Below are 15917 nucleotides of genomic sequence, written 5' to 3' on the forward strand. Positions count from 1 at the left end.
CGGCCCGAATTCAGGCGGCCTTCTTGCGCGGCTGGATCAGCTTGCGGTTGATCAGAACCTCGGCGATCTGGACCGCGTTGAGCGCCGCGCCCTTGCGCAGGTTGTCCGAGACACACCAGAAGGCGAGGCCGTTCTCGACCGTGGCGTCCTCGCGGATGCGCGAGATGTAGGTCGCGTCCTCGCCGGCCGCCTCGTGCGGGGTGATGTAGCCACCGGGCTCGTGCTTGTCGATGACGAGGATGCCGGGGGCGGTGCGCAGCACCTCGCGCGCCTCGTCGGCGGTGATCGGCTTTTCGCACTCGATGTTGACGCTCTCGGAGTGGCCGATGAAGACCGGCACGCGCACGCAGGTCGCGGTCAGCTTGATCTTCGGATCGAGGATCTTCTTGGTCTCCGCCATCATCTTCCACTCTTCCTTGGTGTAGCCGTCCTCCATGAAGACGTCGATGTGGGGGATGACATTGAAGGAGATGCGCTTGGGGAACTTCTTCACCTGGACCTCGCCGGCGGCGAAGACTGCGCGGGTCTGGTTGAAGAGCTCGTCCATCGCCTCCTTGCCGGCGCCGGAAACCGACTGATAGGTCGAGACGACGACGCGCTTGACGCCGAAGCGGTCATGCAGCGGCTTCAGCGCCACGACGAGTTGGGCGGTCGAGCAGTTCGGATTGGCGATGATGTTCATCTTGGTAAAGCCGGCCGCCGCAGCGGCGTTCACCTCGGGCACGACCAGCGGCACGTCGGGGTGCATGCGCCAGGTCGAGGAATTGTCGATCACGACGCAGCCCTGCGCGCCGATCTTCGGCGACCATTCCTTCGAGACCGCGCCACCTGCCGACATCAGGCAGATATCGGTGTCGGAGAAATCGTAATGCTCGAGCGCCTTCACCTTCAGCGTCCTGTCGCCGAAGGAGACCTCGGTGCCGATCGAGCGCGAGGAGGCGAGCGCCACCACTTCGCTGACGGGGAAAGCGCGCTCGGCGAGGATGTCGAGCATCTCATGGCCCACATTGCCCGTGGCGCCGACGATCGCGACCTTGAAGCTCATGCTGGAAATTCCTTCTGGCGAAACGGTTCAGCCTCCCCGGGAGGCCGTCGCCGCTGATCTCGTTTGCGGGTTCGGCCGGTTGACCCCGGCCGGGGGGGAGAACCCGGAATCGAGGCGACGTGTCAGCGCAGCGTCCGGGTTTTCCCGGTCGCCGTTTTGGTCGTGGTTTTCGTCGTCAGAGCGAACGTCACGGAACCAACCAGAGCTGAACATCATCGCGAAGCCGGAGGAGAAGCGTCCGGCGCGCAATCCCAAACACAAGCCGCCGTAAAAAGTCAATCGTCAGAGCGGTCCTGCGCCATTAACCCTGCCTCCTTACCCGTCATTGACCCTGTTTCGCGATGGAAAGCGGCTGGTAACGACCCGCTCACTCGCCCCGACGAAAGTTCGGCAGCGAGTGGGGCGAGGGCTGCCTGCAGGGGTGCAGACGGTCGAAACGGGTCGGGGTCTGTTGTGTTCGGGGACGGGATCAACGCCATCTGGCAGCGCCTTCAGCCGCGCCTGCATGTCCTGGCGAACGCTGCGCCAGGACGCTTCGACCTCGCCGCGCGGCTGGTTGACCTTGCCGACGCGATCGAGACCGGCTTTGCGCGGATCATGCGGCCGGTTCGGCGTCTCCTGCGCTCCGGAGCAATCGGGCTGACCGGTGGCCTGGTCTGGCGCGGGCTCGCCGCCGTCACCGGCATCGGGCTGACCGCCATGCTCGTCGCCGGCCTCTCGTCAGGCTCATCCGATCCGGCGCTCGCCGGCCTGCCGGGGCCGGCGGAGGCTTCAGCGGCGCCCGCGGTGCGCGATGTTCGTCAGCAGGCACTGCCGCTTGCCGCCAGGGAGGAGGGCTGGGTGACGATCGGCCGCCCGATCGCGCTCTTCGGTCTGGAATCCCCGGAACTCGACAAGCGTAGCGCCTATGGTGCGCGCCGCAGCCAGGACGGCCAGGGGCGCGAGGACGTGCTGACCTTCGGCGCGTTCGATGACGGCAAGTCGTTCCTGTCGCTGAAGCTCCAGGTCAACCGCGATGCGCAGATGCAAAAAGCGCTTGCCGGCCTGTCGCAGCCCTTCGTGATCACGCTGGTGCGCGAGGGCGCGGCACGCGGGCTCTCGGTCGGGCGCAGCGGCGCCACCACGGCGATCGAGACCAAATTCGGAACCGTCGAGACTGCGGATGTCGGCTTGAGCGACGGCGTAGCCGGGCGGGCCTGCATCGCTTTCCGCCATCTCGACGCAGCGGCGCATCTGTCCTTCTCGGGCTGGTGGTGTGGCAGCGAGGCCAAGCCGGCCGACAGGGCGCAGCTGACTTGCCTGATCGACCGGATCGACCTTTTGAGCGCCGGCGATGACCCGGAGCTGCGGGCCAGCTTCGCCCGCACCGAGCTCAACCGCAGGCAGGGCTGCTCGGTGCCGAGGCTCGCCGCGACGGGGCGCAAGGGCTCCTGGCTCGACGCCGACAGCAAGGCGCCGGCGCTGCGGTCGACCAGCGGCAAGCACGCGCAGGCGCGGTAACGCGCTCGTGTGGCCGCGGCGCACTGGCGAGGCGCAACAAAAACATTAACTCTGGAATTGTATCGTCAGCGCGAGAGCCGGATCCGCACAGCTTGGAACAAGCTGAGCGGTAAATCCGTCTCTCACTTTTAATCAGAGACCGTTTTACCGATCAGCTTGCGATCGGAACGGGCTCTAACCGGTCCGCCAACAGCCTTGGCGGGGGCAACCGCCTCAGGAGATCGTCATGCGTTCGCTTTCCCGCCTTGCCGCCGGCCTGGCCTTGTCCGTCGCAGCCGTCACGTTCGCCGCATCGGTGGCTGAGGCCCAGCAGCAGCGCCGCCCGCTGCGCGTCACCGTGCAGAAGCGCAGCTATTTCGACGCCGGCAATGTCGTGCCCGTCGGCAGCATGAACCGCTATGCGACCCAGAACATCGTGGCGAGCCCGGTCTATTCCGCTTCGGGCGAGCTCTATGGCGAGGGCACGCTGCCGTCGCGCATCGGCTCGGGCGCCAATCCCTTCGCCAACAGCTTCTCGACGCCGCGCTTCTGAAACGCAGCATCCCCGGAATTGGAAAGGCCCGCCGTGAGGCGGGCCTTTTGCTTTGTCGTGTCACCGCACCAGGATGTTGCGGAACTGCCAGGGATCGCTGGTGTCGATATCTTCCGGGAACAGGCCCGGGCGGCCGTCGAGCGGGGTCCAGTCGGTGTAGTAGCCCTTCACCGGCCCGAGATAGGGCATCTGGATCGCGAGGCAGCGATCGAGATCCATCTCCTCGACCTCGACGATGCCGGCCTTGGGGTTCTCCAGCGCCCAGACCATGCCGGCGAGCACGGCCGAGGTGACCTGCAGGCCGGTCGCAGTCTGGTACGGAGCGAGCTTGCGCGCTTCCTCCGTCGAGAGCTGTGAGCCGAACCAGTAGGCGCCCTTGTCGTGGCCGTAGAGCAGCACGCCGAGCTCATCGATGCCGTCGATGACCTCGTTCTCCTCGAGGATGTGGTGCTCCTCCTGCGGGAGGCCGGCATTGCCGAACATCTCGTGCAGCGAGAGCACGGCGTCGTTGGCCGGATGATAGGCGTAGTGGCAGGTCGGCCGGTAGATCGCCTTGCCGGCATCGTCGCGCACGGTGAAGTAGTCGGCGATCGAGATCGACTCGTTATGCGTCACCAGGAAGCCATATTGCGGGCCCGGGGTCGGGCACCAGCTGCGCACCTTGGTCTCGGCACCGGCCTGCATCAGGTAGATCGCTGCCTGCGAGCCGGTCTCGTGGGTGCGGGCGTTGTCCGGCATCCACTTCTCATGGGTGCCCCAGCCCAGCTCGGCCGGTTGCACACCCTCGGAGATGAAGCCCTCGACCGACCAGGTGTTGACGAAGACGCCCGGAGGCTTGGGGTTGCGCGAGCGCTGCGTATCACGCTCGGCGATATGGATGCCTTTGACGCCGACCTGCTTCATCAGCCCGGCCCATTCCTCGCGGGTGGTCGGCTGCGGCACGTTGAGGCGCATGTCGGCGGCGATGTTCAGCAGAGCCTTCTTGGCGAGCCAGGAGGCCATGCCGGGGTTGGCGCCGCAGCACGAGACGGCCGTCGTCGACCCCGGAGCACGGGCGCGCTTGGCGGCGAGCGTCATCTCGCGCAGCGCGTAGTTCGAGCGCTCGCCCGGGCCTTTCGTCTCGTCAAAATAGAAGCCGAGCCAGGGCTCGTTGACCGTGTCGATATAGAGCGCGCCGAGGCTGGAGCAGAGTTCCATGATGTCGCGCGAACCGGTGTCGCAGGACAGGTTGACGCAAAAGCCCTGGCCACCGCCCGCGGTCAGCAGCGGCTCCAGCATGGTCTTGTAGTTCTCGAGCGTTACGGCTTCCTGGATGAAGCGGATGCCGCGCTCGTCCAGAAGGGCGCGGTTGTCGTCGTCGGGTGCGATCACCACGAACCGGCTCTTGTCGAATTTGAGATGCCGCTCGATCAGCGGCAGTGTCCCGCGGCCGATCGAACCGAAGCCGATCATCACGATCGGGCCGCTGATCTCGCCGTATACGGGCCAATCCGTCATTCTTTTCAACTCCTGGGTTGGTTACTTGCAGAACAAGCGGACGCTGGTATGGCCTGCTGTTCCGGGGGTCAATCCCGCGGGCGCCAGGCCTATGCTCGTCAGTCGTGTGCACCGGGATAGTCGGCGTCGAGCACGAAGGGGTAGGGGCCGGGATAGCGTTCGACATAGGCCATGTGGCTGACGAGCCCGGTGCCGGGCCGATAGCTGTGCAGGTAATAGGCCGGCGGCTCCATGTGGAAGGTGGCCGGGCCCTCGGGTGCGAGGTCGAGCGTGACCTGATGCGTCACGCTCGGCGCGATCTGCGCGATCGTGCCGGCGAAGCGCGTCGTGATCGGCCGGTGATGGTGGCCGCAGACGATGCGCTCGATGTTCTGATGCTGGCTAACGATATCGCGGAAGCCATCGGCGCCGTCGAGCAGGCGGATGCGGTCCATGTGGATGATGCCGCAATCGAAGGGCGGATGGTGCATGAAGATCACGACCGGCTTGCCGTTCGACCCGGCGAGCGCCGTCTCCAGGAAGGCGAGGCGCTTGTCGCAGAGCGCGCCGGCGCTCTGGCCCGGCAGCAAGGTGTCGAGGCCGATCAGCCTGATGTCGCCGATATCGGCGCTGAACTGGATGAAGCCGTCATCCAGAACCGCATGCGGCCCGAGTTGGAGGCCGGCCGCCAAGGTTTCGCGGCGGTCGTGATTGCCCGGGAGCAACAGCACGGGCACCTCGATGCGCGCGAGCAGGTTCGCCAGCAGCTCATATTCCTCGGCGAGACCGCAATCGGTGAGATCGCCGGTGATCACCAGCGCATCCGGGCGCGGGCGCAGGCCAGCTACGACGTCGAGCGCGCGCTCGGTCAGGGCGTTGGTCTCGGAGACGCGATAGGCCGGCTTGCCGAGCGGGCGGATGTGCAGGTCGGTGATATGGGCGATCAGCATCGAGCGGTATCCATGGATGGCCCGAGCATCCTGCTCGGTCTTGTAACGAGCGCCACACCTTGCGACGTGGGCGTCGGGGAGGCGCGCATGGTCGGGACAAGCCCGACCATGACGACTAGGGCTGCTTTTCAGTTTGTCGGCAGCTTGAGCGCGGTTTGCTCGACATAAGGCTTCATGATCTCGTCGGCGGTCTTCTGCGCCGAGACGAGCGCCTCCTTGGGCTGCTTCTTGCCCGAGAGCACGGCCTGCAGCTCGTCCTCGATCGCCTTGCGGACCGGAACGGTCTTGTAGGTCGCGAACCAGGGCTTGGCGTAGGTGAGCTGGCTGACGGCGATGCCGGCATCCGGATTCTTGGCGATGAATTCCTTCATCTCCGGCAGCTCGTAGGCGGCCATATTGGGCGCGAAGTAACCGGTGGCGCGGCTCCACCAGCCCGACTTCTCCGGCGAGGTCATCCAGTTGATCAGGGTCCAGGCGGCCTTGCGGCGCTCACCCTCGACGCCGGCCGGGATGACGAGCGAGGCACCGCCGATCGGCACCTCGTTCTTCACGTTCTTGGGCACGAAGGCGACCTTGTAGGGGAACTTCGCGTTGGTACGGATATGGGTGAGCGAGCCGGTCGAGAGCAGCACCATCGAGGCCTGGCCGGACAGGAAGGCGGTCGAGACCGCACCACCCGCCTGCACGCCGGCAGGATGAACCTTGTGTTTGGCGACGAGGTCCGACCAGAAAGTCAGGGCGCCGAGCATGGACGGGCTGTCGTAATAGACCTCGCCGCCGTAATCGACGTTGAACCATTGGCCGCCATTGGACTGGGTCAGGGCCTGCAGGATCCAGCCGCCATAGTCGTAATTGGACGGCGCGATGATGCCCCAGCGGGTGACGCGGTCGCCTTCGCGCTTGGTCAGCTTCTTTGCGGCGGTGGCGAGCTCTTCCCAGTTCGAAGGCGGCTTCTCGGGATCGAGGCCGGCTTCCTTGAAGTGGTCGGCATTGACGTAGAGCAGCGGCGTCGAGTTGTGGAAGGGCACGCCGTAGACCGAGCGGTCGAGCACGGCGTTGCCGTGCAGGGCGCGGAAGAACTGGCCCATATAGGCCTCGTTGGTCTTGCCGTCGGTCTTGATCAGATCGTCGAGCTTCTGGATCTCGCCCTCGATTTTGAGGTCGAGCAGGAAGTTGGCCGACATGATCACCGCCGCCGGCGGCTTGCCTGCCTTCATCGCGGCGCGGGTCTTGATCAGGGTCTCGTCATAGGAGCCGGTGTAGACCGGTGTCGCCTTGATCGCCGGGTTCTTCTCGTTGAACTCCTTGATCAGCGCGGTCATGTCGCGGGCGAGCTGGCCGTCGACCGGGACCGGGAAGAACAGCTCGATCTCCGTCGGTGCCTGGGCGAAGGCGGGTGCGATGGCGAAGGAGGCGGCAAAGGCTGCGCCGACGAGAACCGATCTGCGGGTGGTGCTGGTCATCTTCTGGACCCCTTACTTGATGCCTGACGAGACGAAGGAATTGACGAAGGCGCGCTGGAACAGCGCGAAGGCGATCAGCAGCGGCGCGCTGACCATCAAAGTGCCGGCGGCGATGACGCCCCAGGCCTGCGCGCCCTCGGCCCCGCGGGTGAACGAGGCGAGGCCGACGGTGAGCGGGCGCAGATCCGGTGAGTTGATCACCATCAGCGGCCAGAGGAATTCGTTCCAATGGCTGGTGACGGAGACGATTCCGAAGGCGATCAGCGAGGGCTTCGCCAGCGGCAGATAGATGAAGCCGATGCGCTGCCAGACGCTGGCGCCGTCGATCAGCGCGGCGTCCTCGAGCTCGCGCGGGATGGCCCTGAAGGCCTGGCGCATCAGGAAGGTGCCGAAGGCGGAGGCGAAATAGGGCGCCATCACGCCGAGCAGGCTGTCATAGAGGCCGAGCTTCGCGATCGTCGCCAGATTGGGCACGATCAGCACGACCGGCGCCAGCATCAGCTGCAGCAGGAAGAGATAGAAGCAGAGCGTCCGGCCGGGGAACTCCAGCCGGGCGAAGGCATAGCCGGCCAGGGTGATCATCACGATCTGCCCGGCGAGGATGCCGAAGCTGATGATCGCGGTGTTGAGGCCATAGCGCGGGAAATCGGCGGAGGCCCAGGCTTCGGCGAAGTTGCCGAGCGTCGGGATATAGGACGGGACCAGCGATGCCATGCTGGAGCCGCCATAGGTGTGCGGGTTGAAGGCGGCGACCAGCATCCAGAGGAAGGGCGTCATCCAGAGCGCGGCGAGCAGCAAGGTCGCGGCGTAGCCGAGCTTGGGCGAGATCTCGCGATTGGCGACACCGCTCGAAGCTTCGATCATGGCTCGCGCTCCCCGAAGGAGCGCTCGAGCGTGCGCAGGGAACTCGCCGAGATGACGAGCAGCAGGGCCAGCATCACGAGCGTGCCGGCGGCAGCGCGCCCGGCATCGTAGCTCTCGACCGCCTGCTGATAGACGTAGAACAGCAGGAGATTGGTCGAGTCGGACGGGCCGCCCTTGGTCAGGACGAAGACGTGGTCGACCTGGGTGACGACGTTGATCAGCCCGATCACCATGACGAAGCCGATGGTCGGCTTGAGATAGGGCAGGGTTACGTAGCGCAGGCGCTGCCAGGGATTGGCGCCGTCGAGGATCGCCGCCTCATAGGCGTCGGCCGGAACCGCCTGCAGCCCGGCCAGGAAGAACAGCATGTAGTAGCCGGCGTTCTTCCAGATCGTCAGGCCCATGATCGACCAGAGCGCGATATCGGGATTGCCGAGCCAGTTCGGCCCCGAGATCGCGAGCAGGCCGAGATGATAGTCGAGCAGCCCGGCATTGGGCAGGAAGATGAACAGGAAGATCGAGGCGGCGGCGACGAGCGGGATCAGCACCGGCAGGAAGAAGAGCGAGCGGAACAGCGCATTGACGCGGCTCGACCTGGCGAGCGCCATGGCGAAGCCGAGTGCCAGAACAAGGCTCGGGATCACGGTGCCGAAGGCATAGAGCAGGTTGTTGGAGAGCGCCTTGCGGAAGGCGGCATCGGCGAAGAGCGCGGTGAAATTGGCGAGGCCGACATAGGCCTGCGGACCGCCGATCTTGATCTGGTTGTGCAGGGCCTGCCAGAAGACCTGCATGACCGGCCAGTAGGTGAACAACGTCAGCAGGATGAGCGAGGGGGCCAGCAGCCCGAAGGCGAGCATCGTCTGACGGCGAGGCCGCCAGGCCGCGAGCCGCAGTGTCTGCGGTCTTGCCACTCCGCTCGTCAGAACCGTATCCGCCATCGTCCCTGCCTTCGCGGGGGGTGATGGCGGTGCTGGACGACAGTCCGGTGAAGATCGGATGACGCTTCGGCGACGAAGTCGGTGAAATAGCGGGCGCCTGAACGCAGAACGGGCAGACCCTAGGGCCTGCCCGCTGAGCTTGGTGTCGAGGCTGCGACGTCAGGCGGCGCGACGTCGGAGACCCTCCGCCTCCTCGGCTGGGACGAGCGCACCCGTGGCTTTGAGAACGCCGCTCACGTCCTGGAGCGCGCCTTCGCGCAGCTCGAGGCCGAGGAAGCGCTCGCGCTCGACCGGGCCCGGCATGGCGAGATCGGCCATCGGCGCGGCCGAGAAGCCGAAGCGCTCGTAATAGGGCGCGTCACCGACGAGCAGGATCGCGCCATGGCCGCGGCAGGCGGCGCGCCAGATCGCCTCGCGCATCATCGTCTTGCCGAGACCTTCGCCCTGCAGTTCCGGCGAAACCGCGAGCGGGCCGAGCAGCAGCGCCGGCCTGCCATTGGCTTCGACATGCCAGAGCCGCACGGTCGCGACGACGGAACCGTCGCGCTCCGCCGTCAGGGCGAGGCCTTGCGCCGGCAGCCGGCCTTCGCGCAGGCGCTCGCTCGACTTCGACGTGCGGCGCTCGCCGAGGCAGCGGTCGAGCAGGGCCTCGCGGGCCGGAACATCGTTCTCGATCTCGTCGCGGATCGTGATCATGACGCACCTCCTGCCGGAGCGCCCGCGATCGCGCGGACCTTCCCGGCGCCACGCGAACGCGGCCACCTAATCGGATGTTGCGCGAAAGCGCGCAGGGATGAGGGAGATTGGGTCCGGCGGGAGCCACGCCCGCGCTCCATTCTTGGAGACGCGGACGCTCCGCCCGGTTCCCCGGGCAGCCTGCCGATAGGGTGGCAGGGCGCTTCGCCGGACCCGATTGGTCAGGGGCTGGCGAACCAGCCCCTATTCGTCAGATGACGTACTGCTTCAGCGGCGGGAAGCCATTGAAGGCGACGGCCGAATAGGTCGTCGTATAGGCGCCGGTACCCTCGATCAGGACTTTGTCGCCGATCTCAAGGCTGAACGGCAGCATGTACGGAGTCTTCTCGTACATGACGTCGACCGAATCGCAGGTCGGGCCGGCCAGCACGCAAGGCACCGTGGCGTCGCCGTCACGCTCCGTGCGGATCGGGTAGCGGATCGCCTCGTCCATCGTCTCGGCCAGTCCGTTGAACTTGCCGATGTCGAGATAGACCCAGCGAACCTGATCGTCCTCGCTCTTCTTCGAGATCAGCACGACCTCGGCCTCGATCAGGCCGGCTTCGCCGACCATGCCGCGACCCGGCTCGATGATGGTCTCAGGCAGGCGGTTGCCGAAATGCTTCGACAGCGCCTGGAAGATCGCATCGCCATAGGCCGGGACGCCCGGAATCGGCCGCAGATAGCGCGCCGGGAAACCGCCGCCGAGATTGACCATCGACAGCGAGAGACCGCGGGTGGCGCACTCCTTGAACACGGCCGAGGCCGAGGCCAGGGCCGAATCCCAGGCGTTCACGTTCGCCTGCTGCGAGCCGACATGGAACGAGATGCCATAGGCCTGGAGGCCGAGGCGATGGCCATGCTCAAGCACGTCCGCAGCCATTTCGGGCACGCAGCCGAACTTGCGCGAGAGCGGCCAGTCGGCGCCGGCGCCGTCGCAGAGGATGCGGCAGAAGATGCGGGCATCCTGCGCGCCGGTGAGCTTGGCGGCACGGGCGATCTTGTCGACTTCGGCCGTGCAGTCGACGGCGAAGAGGCGCACGCCGAGCTCCATGGCGCGAGCGACGTCGCGCTCCTTCTTAATGGTGTTGCCGAAGGAGATGCGGTCGGCCGTCGCACCGGCCGCGAGTGCGAGCTCGATCTCGACGACCGAGGCGCAATCGAAGCAGGAGCCGAGCTTGGCCAGCAGGCGCAGCACTTCCGGCGCCGGGTTCGCCTTGACCGCGTAGAAGACGCGGGTGTCCGGCAGCGCCCGGGAGAAGGCGACATAATTCTCGCGCACGACGTCGAGGTCGATCACGACGCAGGGACCATCCTCGCGGCGGTCACGCAGAAATTCACGGATGCGCTCGGTCATGAGACGCTGCTCCTCTTCGGCGCAAGCGGCGCCGATACGACGTGTAGCCGGTTGAAACGACCGCGACCCGAGGCGCTGTGGAGACGCCTTAGGACTGCGGACGAGACGTCCGGACCCGAAACACCGTCGATTGGGAGATTAACCCCGCACGCCCGGCAATGAAGGACAAGCCTCTTCGGTGTTGGCCTTTGGAGGACCAACGAGACCAAAAAAGCCCGCTCCGTCGTTGCTTTAAGCTACGTCCCCCGTGGAGATTCGGGGTTCGCCGGTTTCGCCTCCGGCTGCCAGTCGCTGTTCGGGAGCGGCCCTCTTGCGAGAGCCGGGAGCGTGATTTGAGGGGATATCCATCCCCCTCCATCCGTTTCCCATCCCTGGCGGCTGTCCGGCCTCTTGTCCGGATGCCCACCGACTGACACGCGGCCACAGGCACGTGCGAATTGGGTGAGCTGCATATACGGATAGGGGACCCCGGCTTCAAGTTTTTTCTGACGGCCGGGACCGGATTTTTTACAGGACGGGACGATAGCGGCCGGACGCTGCTCCAACGCCCCCTTAACGCTGGCCCATGCGGACCGCGACTGCGCCCTAGACCGGCCCCATTTCATCGCCTAAGTCGTTGGCGCAGCGCGCCTTCGCGCGCCTATATCGATGGGGCAAGCTTCGATCATGACGGTTACCGATCGCCGCCGGGTTCTGGCCGGGCTGAGCGCGGCATTGTGCGCCACCGCCGCGCCGCAGGCTTTGCTGGCGCAGCAGCCGGATCAGGCCCCGCCGCAGCCGCGTTTCGGGTTCGAGGAGGTGGCGCGCCGGGCCCGCGAGATCGCCGCTGTGCCCTATGAGGCCGGGCCGGCGCTGCCGGAGGTGCTGACGCGGCTCGATTTCGATGCCTGGCGCGAAATCCGCTTTCGGCCGGAGCGGGCCCTGCTCGCCCAGTCGAATTCCGGTTTCCGCATGCAGATGTTCCATCCCGGCTTCCTGTTCACGCGGCCGGTGACGGTGAACGTGATCCGCGACGGCGTGCCGATGCCGGTGCCCTACGCCGCCAATCTCTTCGACTACGGGCGGACCAAGTTCGACAAGCCGCTGCCGGTCAATCTCGGCTTTGCCGGTTTCCGCCTGCATTACCCGCTCAATGACCCGCGCGTTTTCGACGAGCTGATCTCCTTCATCGGGGCGAGCTATTTCCGCGTGCTCGGGCGTGGGCAGCGCTACGGCCTCTCGGCGCGCGGCCTAGCAATCGGCGCGGGAGTGCCGGGGGGCGAGGAGTTTCCGATCTTCCGCGAGTTCTGGGTCGAGACGCCGACGGCCGACGCCGAGCGCGTCACGGTCTATGCGCTGCTCGATTCACCTTCGGTCGCGGGCGCCTATCGCTTTCATGTCTATCCGGACGGCGACAGCGTGGTCGATGTCGGCGCGGCGTTGTTCCCGCGCAAGCCGATCGACAAGCTTGGGCTGGCGCCCCTGACCTCGATGTTCTTCACCGGCGAGAATGATCGCCGCTTCCACGATGATTTCCGCACCGAACTGCACGATTCCGACGGGCTGCTGATCCATTCCGGCACCGGTGAGTGGATCTGGCGGCCGCTGCGCAATGCCCGCGTCGCGGCGGCCTCCTCCTTTGTCGAGCGCAATATCCGCGGCTTCGGCCTGATGCAGCGCGACCGCGCCTTCGAGCACTATCAGGACCTCGACCTCGCCTATGAATTGCGACCTTCCTACTGGATCGAGCCGCAGGGCGATTGGGGGGAGGGCGTGGTCGAGCTGATCGAATTGCCGACCACCGACGAGACCAACGACAATATCGTCGCGCTCTGGGCACCGAAGACGCCGCTCGAGCCCGGCCGCGAATTCCGTTTCGGCTACAAGCTGACGGCCATGGTCGATTCCAACGACCTGCATCCTGGCGGGCGGGCGATCAACACCTATCAGGCCAAGCCCAAGGCGCTCGGCTCGGGCGAACCGGTGACGGAGAACGCCCGCCGTTTCATCGTCGATTTCTCCGGCGGCGATCTCGGCTACTATCTGAAGCAGCCTGAAAAGGTCGAGATCGTGCCTTCGATCGCCTATGGCCGGATCAACCGGGCCTTCCTAGTGCCGAATCCGAAGACGGACGGCTTCCGCGCCTTCATCGACATCGTGGTCGAGCCGGGCCAGCTCGCCGAGATGCGCGCCTTCCTGAAGAGCGGCAGCAAGACCCTGACCGAGACCTGGAGCTATCCCTGGCGGGCGCCCGACGCGGGCTGAGGCCGCGGACTTCAGAACTGCGGCGCGCTCGTGCTGCGCGCCGCCTTCCGGCGCTTCTCCGGCGCCGCAGCGACGACTTCGATCTCGACCTTGAACTCCGGCAGGGTGAAGCCGGAGACGATCATCAGGGTCGAGGCCGGCGGCGGGGTGCCGACATGGGCATCGCGCGATTCCATATAGCCCTTCATATGGGCGCGGTCGGTGACATAGGCATTGACGCGGACGACGTCCTTCAGCGTCATCCCCGCTTCGTCCAGGATCGCGGCGATGTTGGCGAAGCAGAGATCGGCCTGCTCTCTCGCGCCCTCGGGAATCGTGCCGTCAGCGGCGATGCCGAGCTGACCAGAGCAGAAGACCAGCCGCTGGCCGGCCGGAAGCTCGGCGCCATGGCTGTAGCGAGCAAAAGGGGCGCGGATCGTAGCGGGATTGAGCGGCTTCATCGGTCGGTCCGGATGGCGGGAGCATCGTTCTGCCATGCCGGCTGCAAGCTGCAAAACCATGTTGAGACTTGACCGGCGCCCTTTTTGCAGCCTTGAACGCGCTCATGTCACGTTCAGGCGCCAGGTTTCACAGTGCTCCGGATGGCCGGGCTATCGAAATGACGGGGATGAGCTTGAGGATTTCTGCGCTGCTGCGGGCCGCGAGCCTGCTGCCTCTCGTGCTGCTGACCGCCTGCGCCGGGTCGCAGCGCTTCGGCGGATACGGCTCGGGTTCGGGCCAAGCCGTCGCCCGCGCGCCGGTTTATGGCGAGCCCATTCAGTCGGCGCCGCCGATCCAGTCGGCCCCGATCACGTCCGAGCCGCTGCCGCCGCCGGGGGGCTACCCGAGCGCACCGCCACAATCGGGCGGTTATCCGGCCGGTGGTCCCGCGCCGGGGCCGGGCGGCATGCCGCCCCAGAACGATCCGTTCTTCGATCCGCAGGCGGCGCAGCCGGGCCAGCAGCCGCCAACGCAGCGTCCGCTCGATCCGGCCCCGCCGAGCAACCAGATCGCCAACGCCAATCCGGGTGGAGCACAAAGTGGCGCCTCGACTCGCGCCGGTACGGTCTCCTCGGCGAATAGTGTCGTCGGCAGCTGGACGGCGCAGGAGGCGACCGGCGGCTCCTGCAAGATGCAGCTGTCGAGCACGTCTTCGCTCGAAATTTACCGTGCTAGCACCACGGGCTGCAGCAATCGCGATCTGCAGCAGGTCAACGCCTGGGATTATCGCGACGGCGAGGTCTATCTCTACCAGCGCGGCGGCACGGTGGTCGCCCGTCTGCGCGTCGGCAGTGCCGGCGCGATGAATGGAGCGATCACGAAATCGGGCGCCGCGCTCTCGCTCAACCGCTGAACGCGGCGCCCGTTTTCGGTCAGTGCCGCGAGGCTGTCCGGCCGAACAGGGTCTGCGGCCAGAACTTGCGCTGCAGCGAGAGCGACAGGGTCGCGAAGCTGCGGGCGTTGTCCATCGCCTCGTCGAGCAGCGTGAACGGCGTCGCCGCGCCGGTGGCGATCCGGCCCTCGATGTCGTTGTAGCCGCCGACCATCTCGGCTTCGAACTTGCGAGCGAGGTTCCGCATCGCGGCATTCTCCGGCAGGCAGGTCATGTAGAGCGTGCGGATGTTGCGATTGCGCGATGCGGTGATCAGGCGGCCGAACAGTGCCTCGCCGATGCCGCGCCGGCGCCAGTCGCGCTCGACGCTGAAGGCGGCTTCGCCGGTCTGGATGACGATCTCCTCGAGTCCGCGCAATTCGGCGGCGCCACGGACCTCGCCCGCCTCGATATAGGCATAGACAAGCCCGCCGACGCCGAAGGTGGTCTCGGCGTAAGCACGCAGAAACTCATCTGTGACCGCCGTCCCGAAGCGCTCGCGCCGCGTTGCGGCGTCGAGGCGAAGGAGATGGGCAGTGAAGAGATCACGCTCGGCAGGCCAGAGACGCCTGACCTCGCCGTGTCTGGCCTTGGCGCCAGCTTTGATCGAACGATTCAATTGCAACTCCTGTGAAAGCGCAAATGCGCTGCCCAAGGAGGCGAATCTTCCCTAACTCGGAGACGAAGATGAGCCTCCGATCAGGGAATACAAGAGGCGTGATTGCGGCAATTTACGGCTAAATGACTGTAAAAACGGCGGAAATGGTCAAGGCCGTGCGCTAACGCCACATCGTGGCGATCGACGCGGCCAATGCCAGTGCGAGCGCGACGTTCAGGACGCGCCACTGCCAGGCGTGCCGCAGCAGCCGCGCCAGCAGCAGGCCGGCGACACACCAGAGCATCAACGACAAAAGCGCGAGGATGCCGAAGACGGTACCGAGCAGGGCTGCGAGTTCGGCTGCGCTGCGGGCGAGCCCGGCAAAAGACGCGGCGGCGCCGAGCGTCATCGCCCAGCCCTTGGGATTCTGCAGCTGGATCCAGAGCGCGCCGAGAAAGCTCGTCGGTCGTGCGATGCCGCGATCCAGATGCGGCGGGCCGCTGCGGGCGATCTTGACGGCGAGCCAGAGCAGATAGACCGAACCGGCGAGCTTCATCGCGAATTCGAGGGAGGGCATCGCCAGCAGCAGACCGGCGAGCCCGGCGGCAGCGGCGATCGCCATCGCTGCGAGGCCGATGGCGACGCCGATCATGAAGGGCAGGGAGCGGCGAAAGCCGAAATGCGCGCCGGAGGCAGTTGCGAGCGTGGTGGTGGCGCCCGGCGTCACCGTCGAGACCGCGGCGAAGGCGATGAGGGGCAGGATCGATTCCGGCGACATGGGTAGCTCCAGGCGGAGCCACGGGATTTAAGTCTCCCAATTGGATCATGAAAACGAATATTGAAGCGACCTGGCATTACGGCTCA

15 protein-coding genes are annotated in these 15917 nt (G+C 66.1%); 4 read left to right on the forward strand and 11 right to left on the reverse strand.

Going from position 1 to position 15917, the window contains the following annotated elements; translation table 11 throughout:
- Positions 1-10 precede the first annotated feature (10 nt).
- A complete protein-coding gene (locus ACSQ3M_RS19955; protein ID WP_436151816.1) occupies positions 11-1045 on the reverse strand; it encodes an aspartate-semialdehyde dehydrogenase in 1035 nt (344 codons plus the stop codon).
- A gap of 453 nt (positions 1046-1498) precedes the next feature.
- Between ACSQ3M_RS19955 and ACSQ3M_RS19960 the strand changes: the two genes are divergently transcribed.
- Together ACSQ3M_RS19960 and ACSQ3M_RS19965 are read left to right on the forward strand one after the other, a co-directional pair.
- Entirely contained in the window at positions 1499-2545 is a 1047-nt protein-coding gene (locus ACSQ3M_RS19960) for a hypothetical protein (protein ID WP_436151817.1), read from the forward strand.
- A gap of 226 nt (positions 2546-2771) precedes the next feature.
- Entirely contained in the window at positions 2772-3077 is a 306-nt protein-coding gene (locus tag ACSQ3M_RS19965; protein ID WP_436093339.1) for a hypothetical protein, read from the forward strand.
- A gap of 60 nt (positions 3078-3137) precedes the next feature.
- Here the strand turns inward: ACSQ3M_RS19965 and ACSQ3M_RS19970 are convergent, their stop codons facing one another.
- The 7 genes from ACSQ3M_RS19970 to ACSQ3M_RS20000 form a co-directional block, all read right to left on the reverse strand.
- Positions 3138-4574 (reverse strand): homospermidine synthase, encoded by a 1437-nt coding sequence (locus tag ACSQ3M_RS19970; protein WP_436151818.1) that lies wholly within the window; start codon positions 4572-4574, stop codon positions 3138-3140.
- Positions 4575-4672: 98 nt separating this feature from the next.
- Positions 4673-5503, reverse strand: coding sequence for a phosphodiesterase (locus tag ACSQ3M_RS19975; protein WP_436151819.1), 831 nt, complete (start codon positions 5501-5503; stop codon positions 4673-4675).
- A gap of 128 nt (positions 5504-5631) precedes the next feature.
- The gene (locus tag ACSQ3M_RS19980) at positions 5632-6966 is read right to left on the reverse strand and encodes an ABC transporter substrate-binding protein (RefSeq protein ID WP_436151820.1); all 1335 of its coding nucleotides are present in this window, start codon (positions 6964-6966) and stop codon (positions 5632-5634) included.
- A gap of 12 nt (positions 6967-6978) precedes the next feature.
- A complete protein-coding gene (locus ACSQ3M_RS19985; protein WP_436151821.1) occupies positions 6979-7830 on the reverse strand; it encodes a carbohydrate ABC transporter permease in 852 nt (283 codons plus the stop codon).
- Positions 7827-8768, reverse strand: a complete 942-nt coding sequence (locus ACSQ3M_RS19990) for a carbohydrate ABC transporter permease (protein WP_436151822.1) — start codon at positions 8766-8768, stop codon at positions 7827-7829. Before ACSQ3M_RS19990 ends, ACSQ3M_RS19985 begins: the two co-directional genes overlap by 4 nt.
- Positions 8769-8927: 159 nt before the next feature.
- Positions 8928-9464, reverse strand: coding sequence for a GNAT family N-acetyltransferase (locus tag ACSQ3M_RS19995; RefSeq protein WP_436151823.1), 537 nt, complete (start codon positions 9462-9464; stop codon positions 8928-8930).
- Between the two features lie 250 nt (positions 9465-9714).
- Positions 9715-10860, reverse strand: a complete 1146-nt coding sequence (locus ACSQ3M_RS20000) for a type III PLP-dependent enzyme (RefSeq protein ID WP_436151824.1) — start codon at positions 10858-10860, stop codon at positions 9715-9717.
- Positions 10861-11526: 666 nt separating this feature from the next.
- Here ACSQ3M_RS20000 and ACSQ3M_RS20005 point away from each other — a divergent pair.
- Entirely contained in the window at positions 11527-13104 is a 1578-nt protein-coding gene (locus tag ACSQ3M_RS20005) for a glucan biosynthesis protein (protein WP_436151825.1), read from the forward strand.
- Positions 13105-13115: 11 nt separating this feature from the next.
- On the opposite strand, the gene ACSQ3M_RS20010 is transcribed toward ACSQ3M_RS20005, so the two are convergent.
- Positions 13116-13544, reverse strand: a complete 429-nt coding sequence (locus tag ACSQ3M_RS20010) for a RidA family protein (RefSeq protein ID WP_436151826.1) — start codon at positions 13542-13544, stop codon at positions 13116-13118.
- Between the two features lie 167 nt (positions 13545-13711).
- Between ACSQ3M_RS20010 and ACSQ3M_RS20015 the strand changes: the two genes are divergently transcribed.
- Entirely contained in the window at positions 13712-14437 is a 726-nt protein-coding gene (locus ACSQ3M_RS20015; RefSeq protein ID WP_436151827.1) for an AprI/Inh family metalloprotease inhibitor, read from the forward strand.
- A gap of 19 nt (positions 14438-14456) precedes the next feature.
- Here the strand turns inward: ACSQ3M_RS20015 and ACSQ3M_RS20020 are convergent, their stop codons facing one another.
- On the reverse strand, positions 14457-15074 hold the full coding sequence (locus tag ACSQ3M_RS20020) for an N-acetyltransferase family protein (protein ID WP_436151828.1): 618 nt from the start codon (positions 15072-15074) through the stop codon (positions 14457-14459).
- Between the two features lie 160 nt (positions 15075-15234).
- On the reverse strand, positions 15235-15831 hold the full coding sequence (locus ACSQ3M_RS20025) for a LysE family translocator (protein ID WP_436151829.1): 597 nt from the start codon (positions 15829-15831) through the stop codon (positions 15235-15237).
- Positions 15832-15917: the final 86 nt, after the last annotated feature.

Source organism: Allobosea sp. LjRoot90 (assembly GCF_964254315.1).
In the GTDB taxonomy this organism is placed as follows: Bacteria; Pseudomonadota; Alphaproteobacteria; order Rhizobiales; family Beijerinckiaceae; genus Allobosea.

Excerpts from the sequence above, each read along its gene's own strand:
- ACSQ3M_RS20025 (WP_436151829.1), bottom strand. The coding sequence starts at position 15,831 with ATGTCGCCGGAATCGATCCTGCCCCTCATCGCCTTCGCCGCGGTCTCG.
- ACSQ3M_RS19965 (WP_436093339.1), top strand. The coding sequence starts at position 2,772 with ATGCGTTCGCTTTCCCGCCTTGCCGCCGGCCTGGCCTTGTCCGTCGCA.
- ACSQ3M_RS19955 (WP_436151816.1), bottom strand. The coding sequence starts at position 1,045 with ATGAGCTTCAAGGTCGCGATCGTCGGCGCCACGGGCAATGTGGGCCAT.
- ACSQ3M_RS19990 (WP_436151822.1), bottom strand. The coding sequence starts at position 8,768 with ATGGCGGATACGGTTCTGACGAGCGGAGTGGCAAGACCGCAGACACTG.
- ACSQ3M_RS19970 (WP_436151818.1), bottom strand. The coding sequence starts at position 4,574 with ATGACGGATTGGCCCGTATACGGCGAGATCAGCGGCCCGATCGTGATG.
- ACSQ3M_RS20005 (WP_436151825.1), top strand. The coding sequence starts at position 11,527 with ATGACGGTTACCGATCGCCGCCGGGTTCTGGCCGGGCTGAGCGCGGCA.
- ACSQ3M_RS20015 (WP_436151827.1), top strand. The coding sequence starts at position 13,712 with ATGAGCTTGAGGATTTCTGCGCTGCTGCGGGCCGCGAGCCTGCTGCCT.
- ACSQ3M_RS19975 (WP_436151819.1), bottom strand. The coding sequence starts at position 5,503 with ATGCTGATCGCCCATATCACCGACCTGCACATCCGCCCGCTCGGCAAG.
- ACSQ3M_RS19980 (WP_436151820.1), bottom strand. The coding sequence starts at position 6,966 with ATGACCAGCACCACCCGCAGATCGGTTCTCGTCGGCGCAGCCTTTGCC.
- ACSQ3M_RS20010 (WP_436151826.1), bottom strand. The coding sequence starts at position 13,544 with ATGAAGCCGCTCAATCCCGCTACGATCCGCGCCCCTTTTGCTCGCTAC.
- ACSQ3M_RS19985 (WP_436151821.1), bottom strand. The coding sequence starts at position 7,830 with ATGATCGAAGCTTCGAGCGGTGTCGCCAATCGCGAGATCTCGCCCAAG.
- ACSQ3M_RS20000 (WP_436151824.1), bottom strand. The coding sequence starts at position 10,860 with ATGACCGAGCGCATCCGTGAATTTCTGCGTGACCGCCGCGAGGATGGT.
- ACSQ3M_RS19995 (WP_436151823.1), bottom strand. The coding sequence starts at position 9,464 with ATGATCACGATCCGCGACGAGATCGAGAACGATGTTCCGGCCCGCGAG.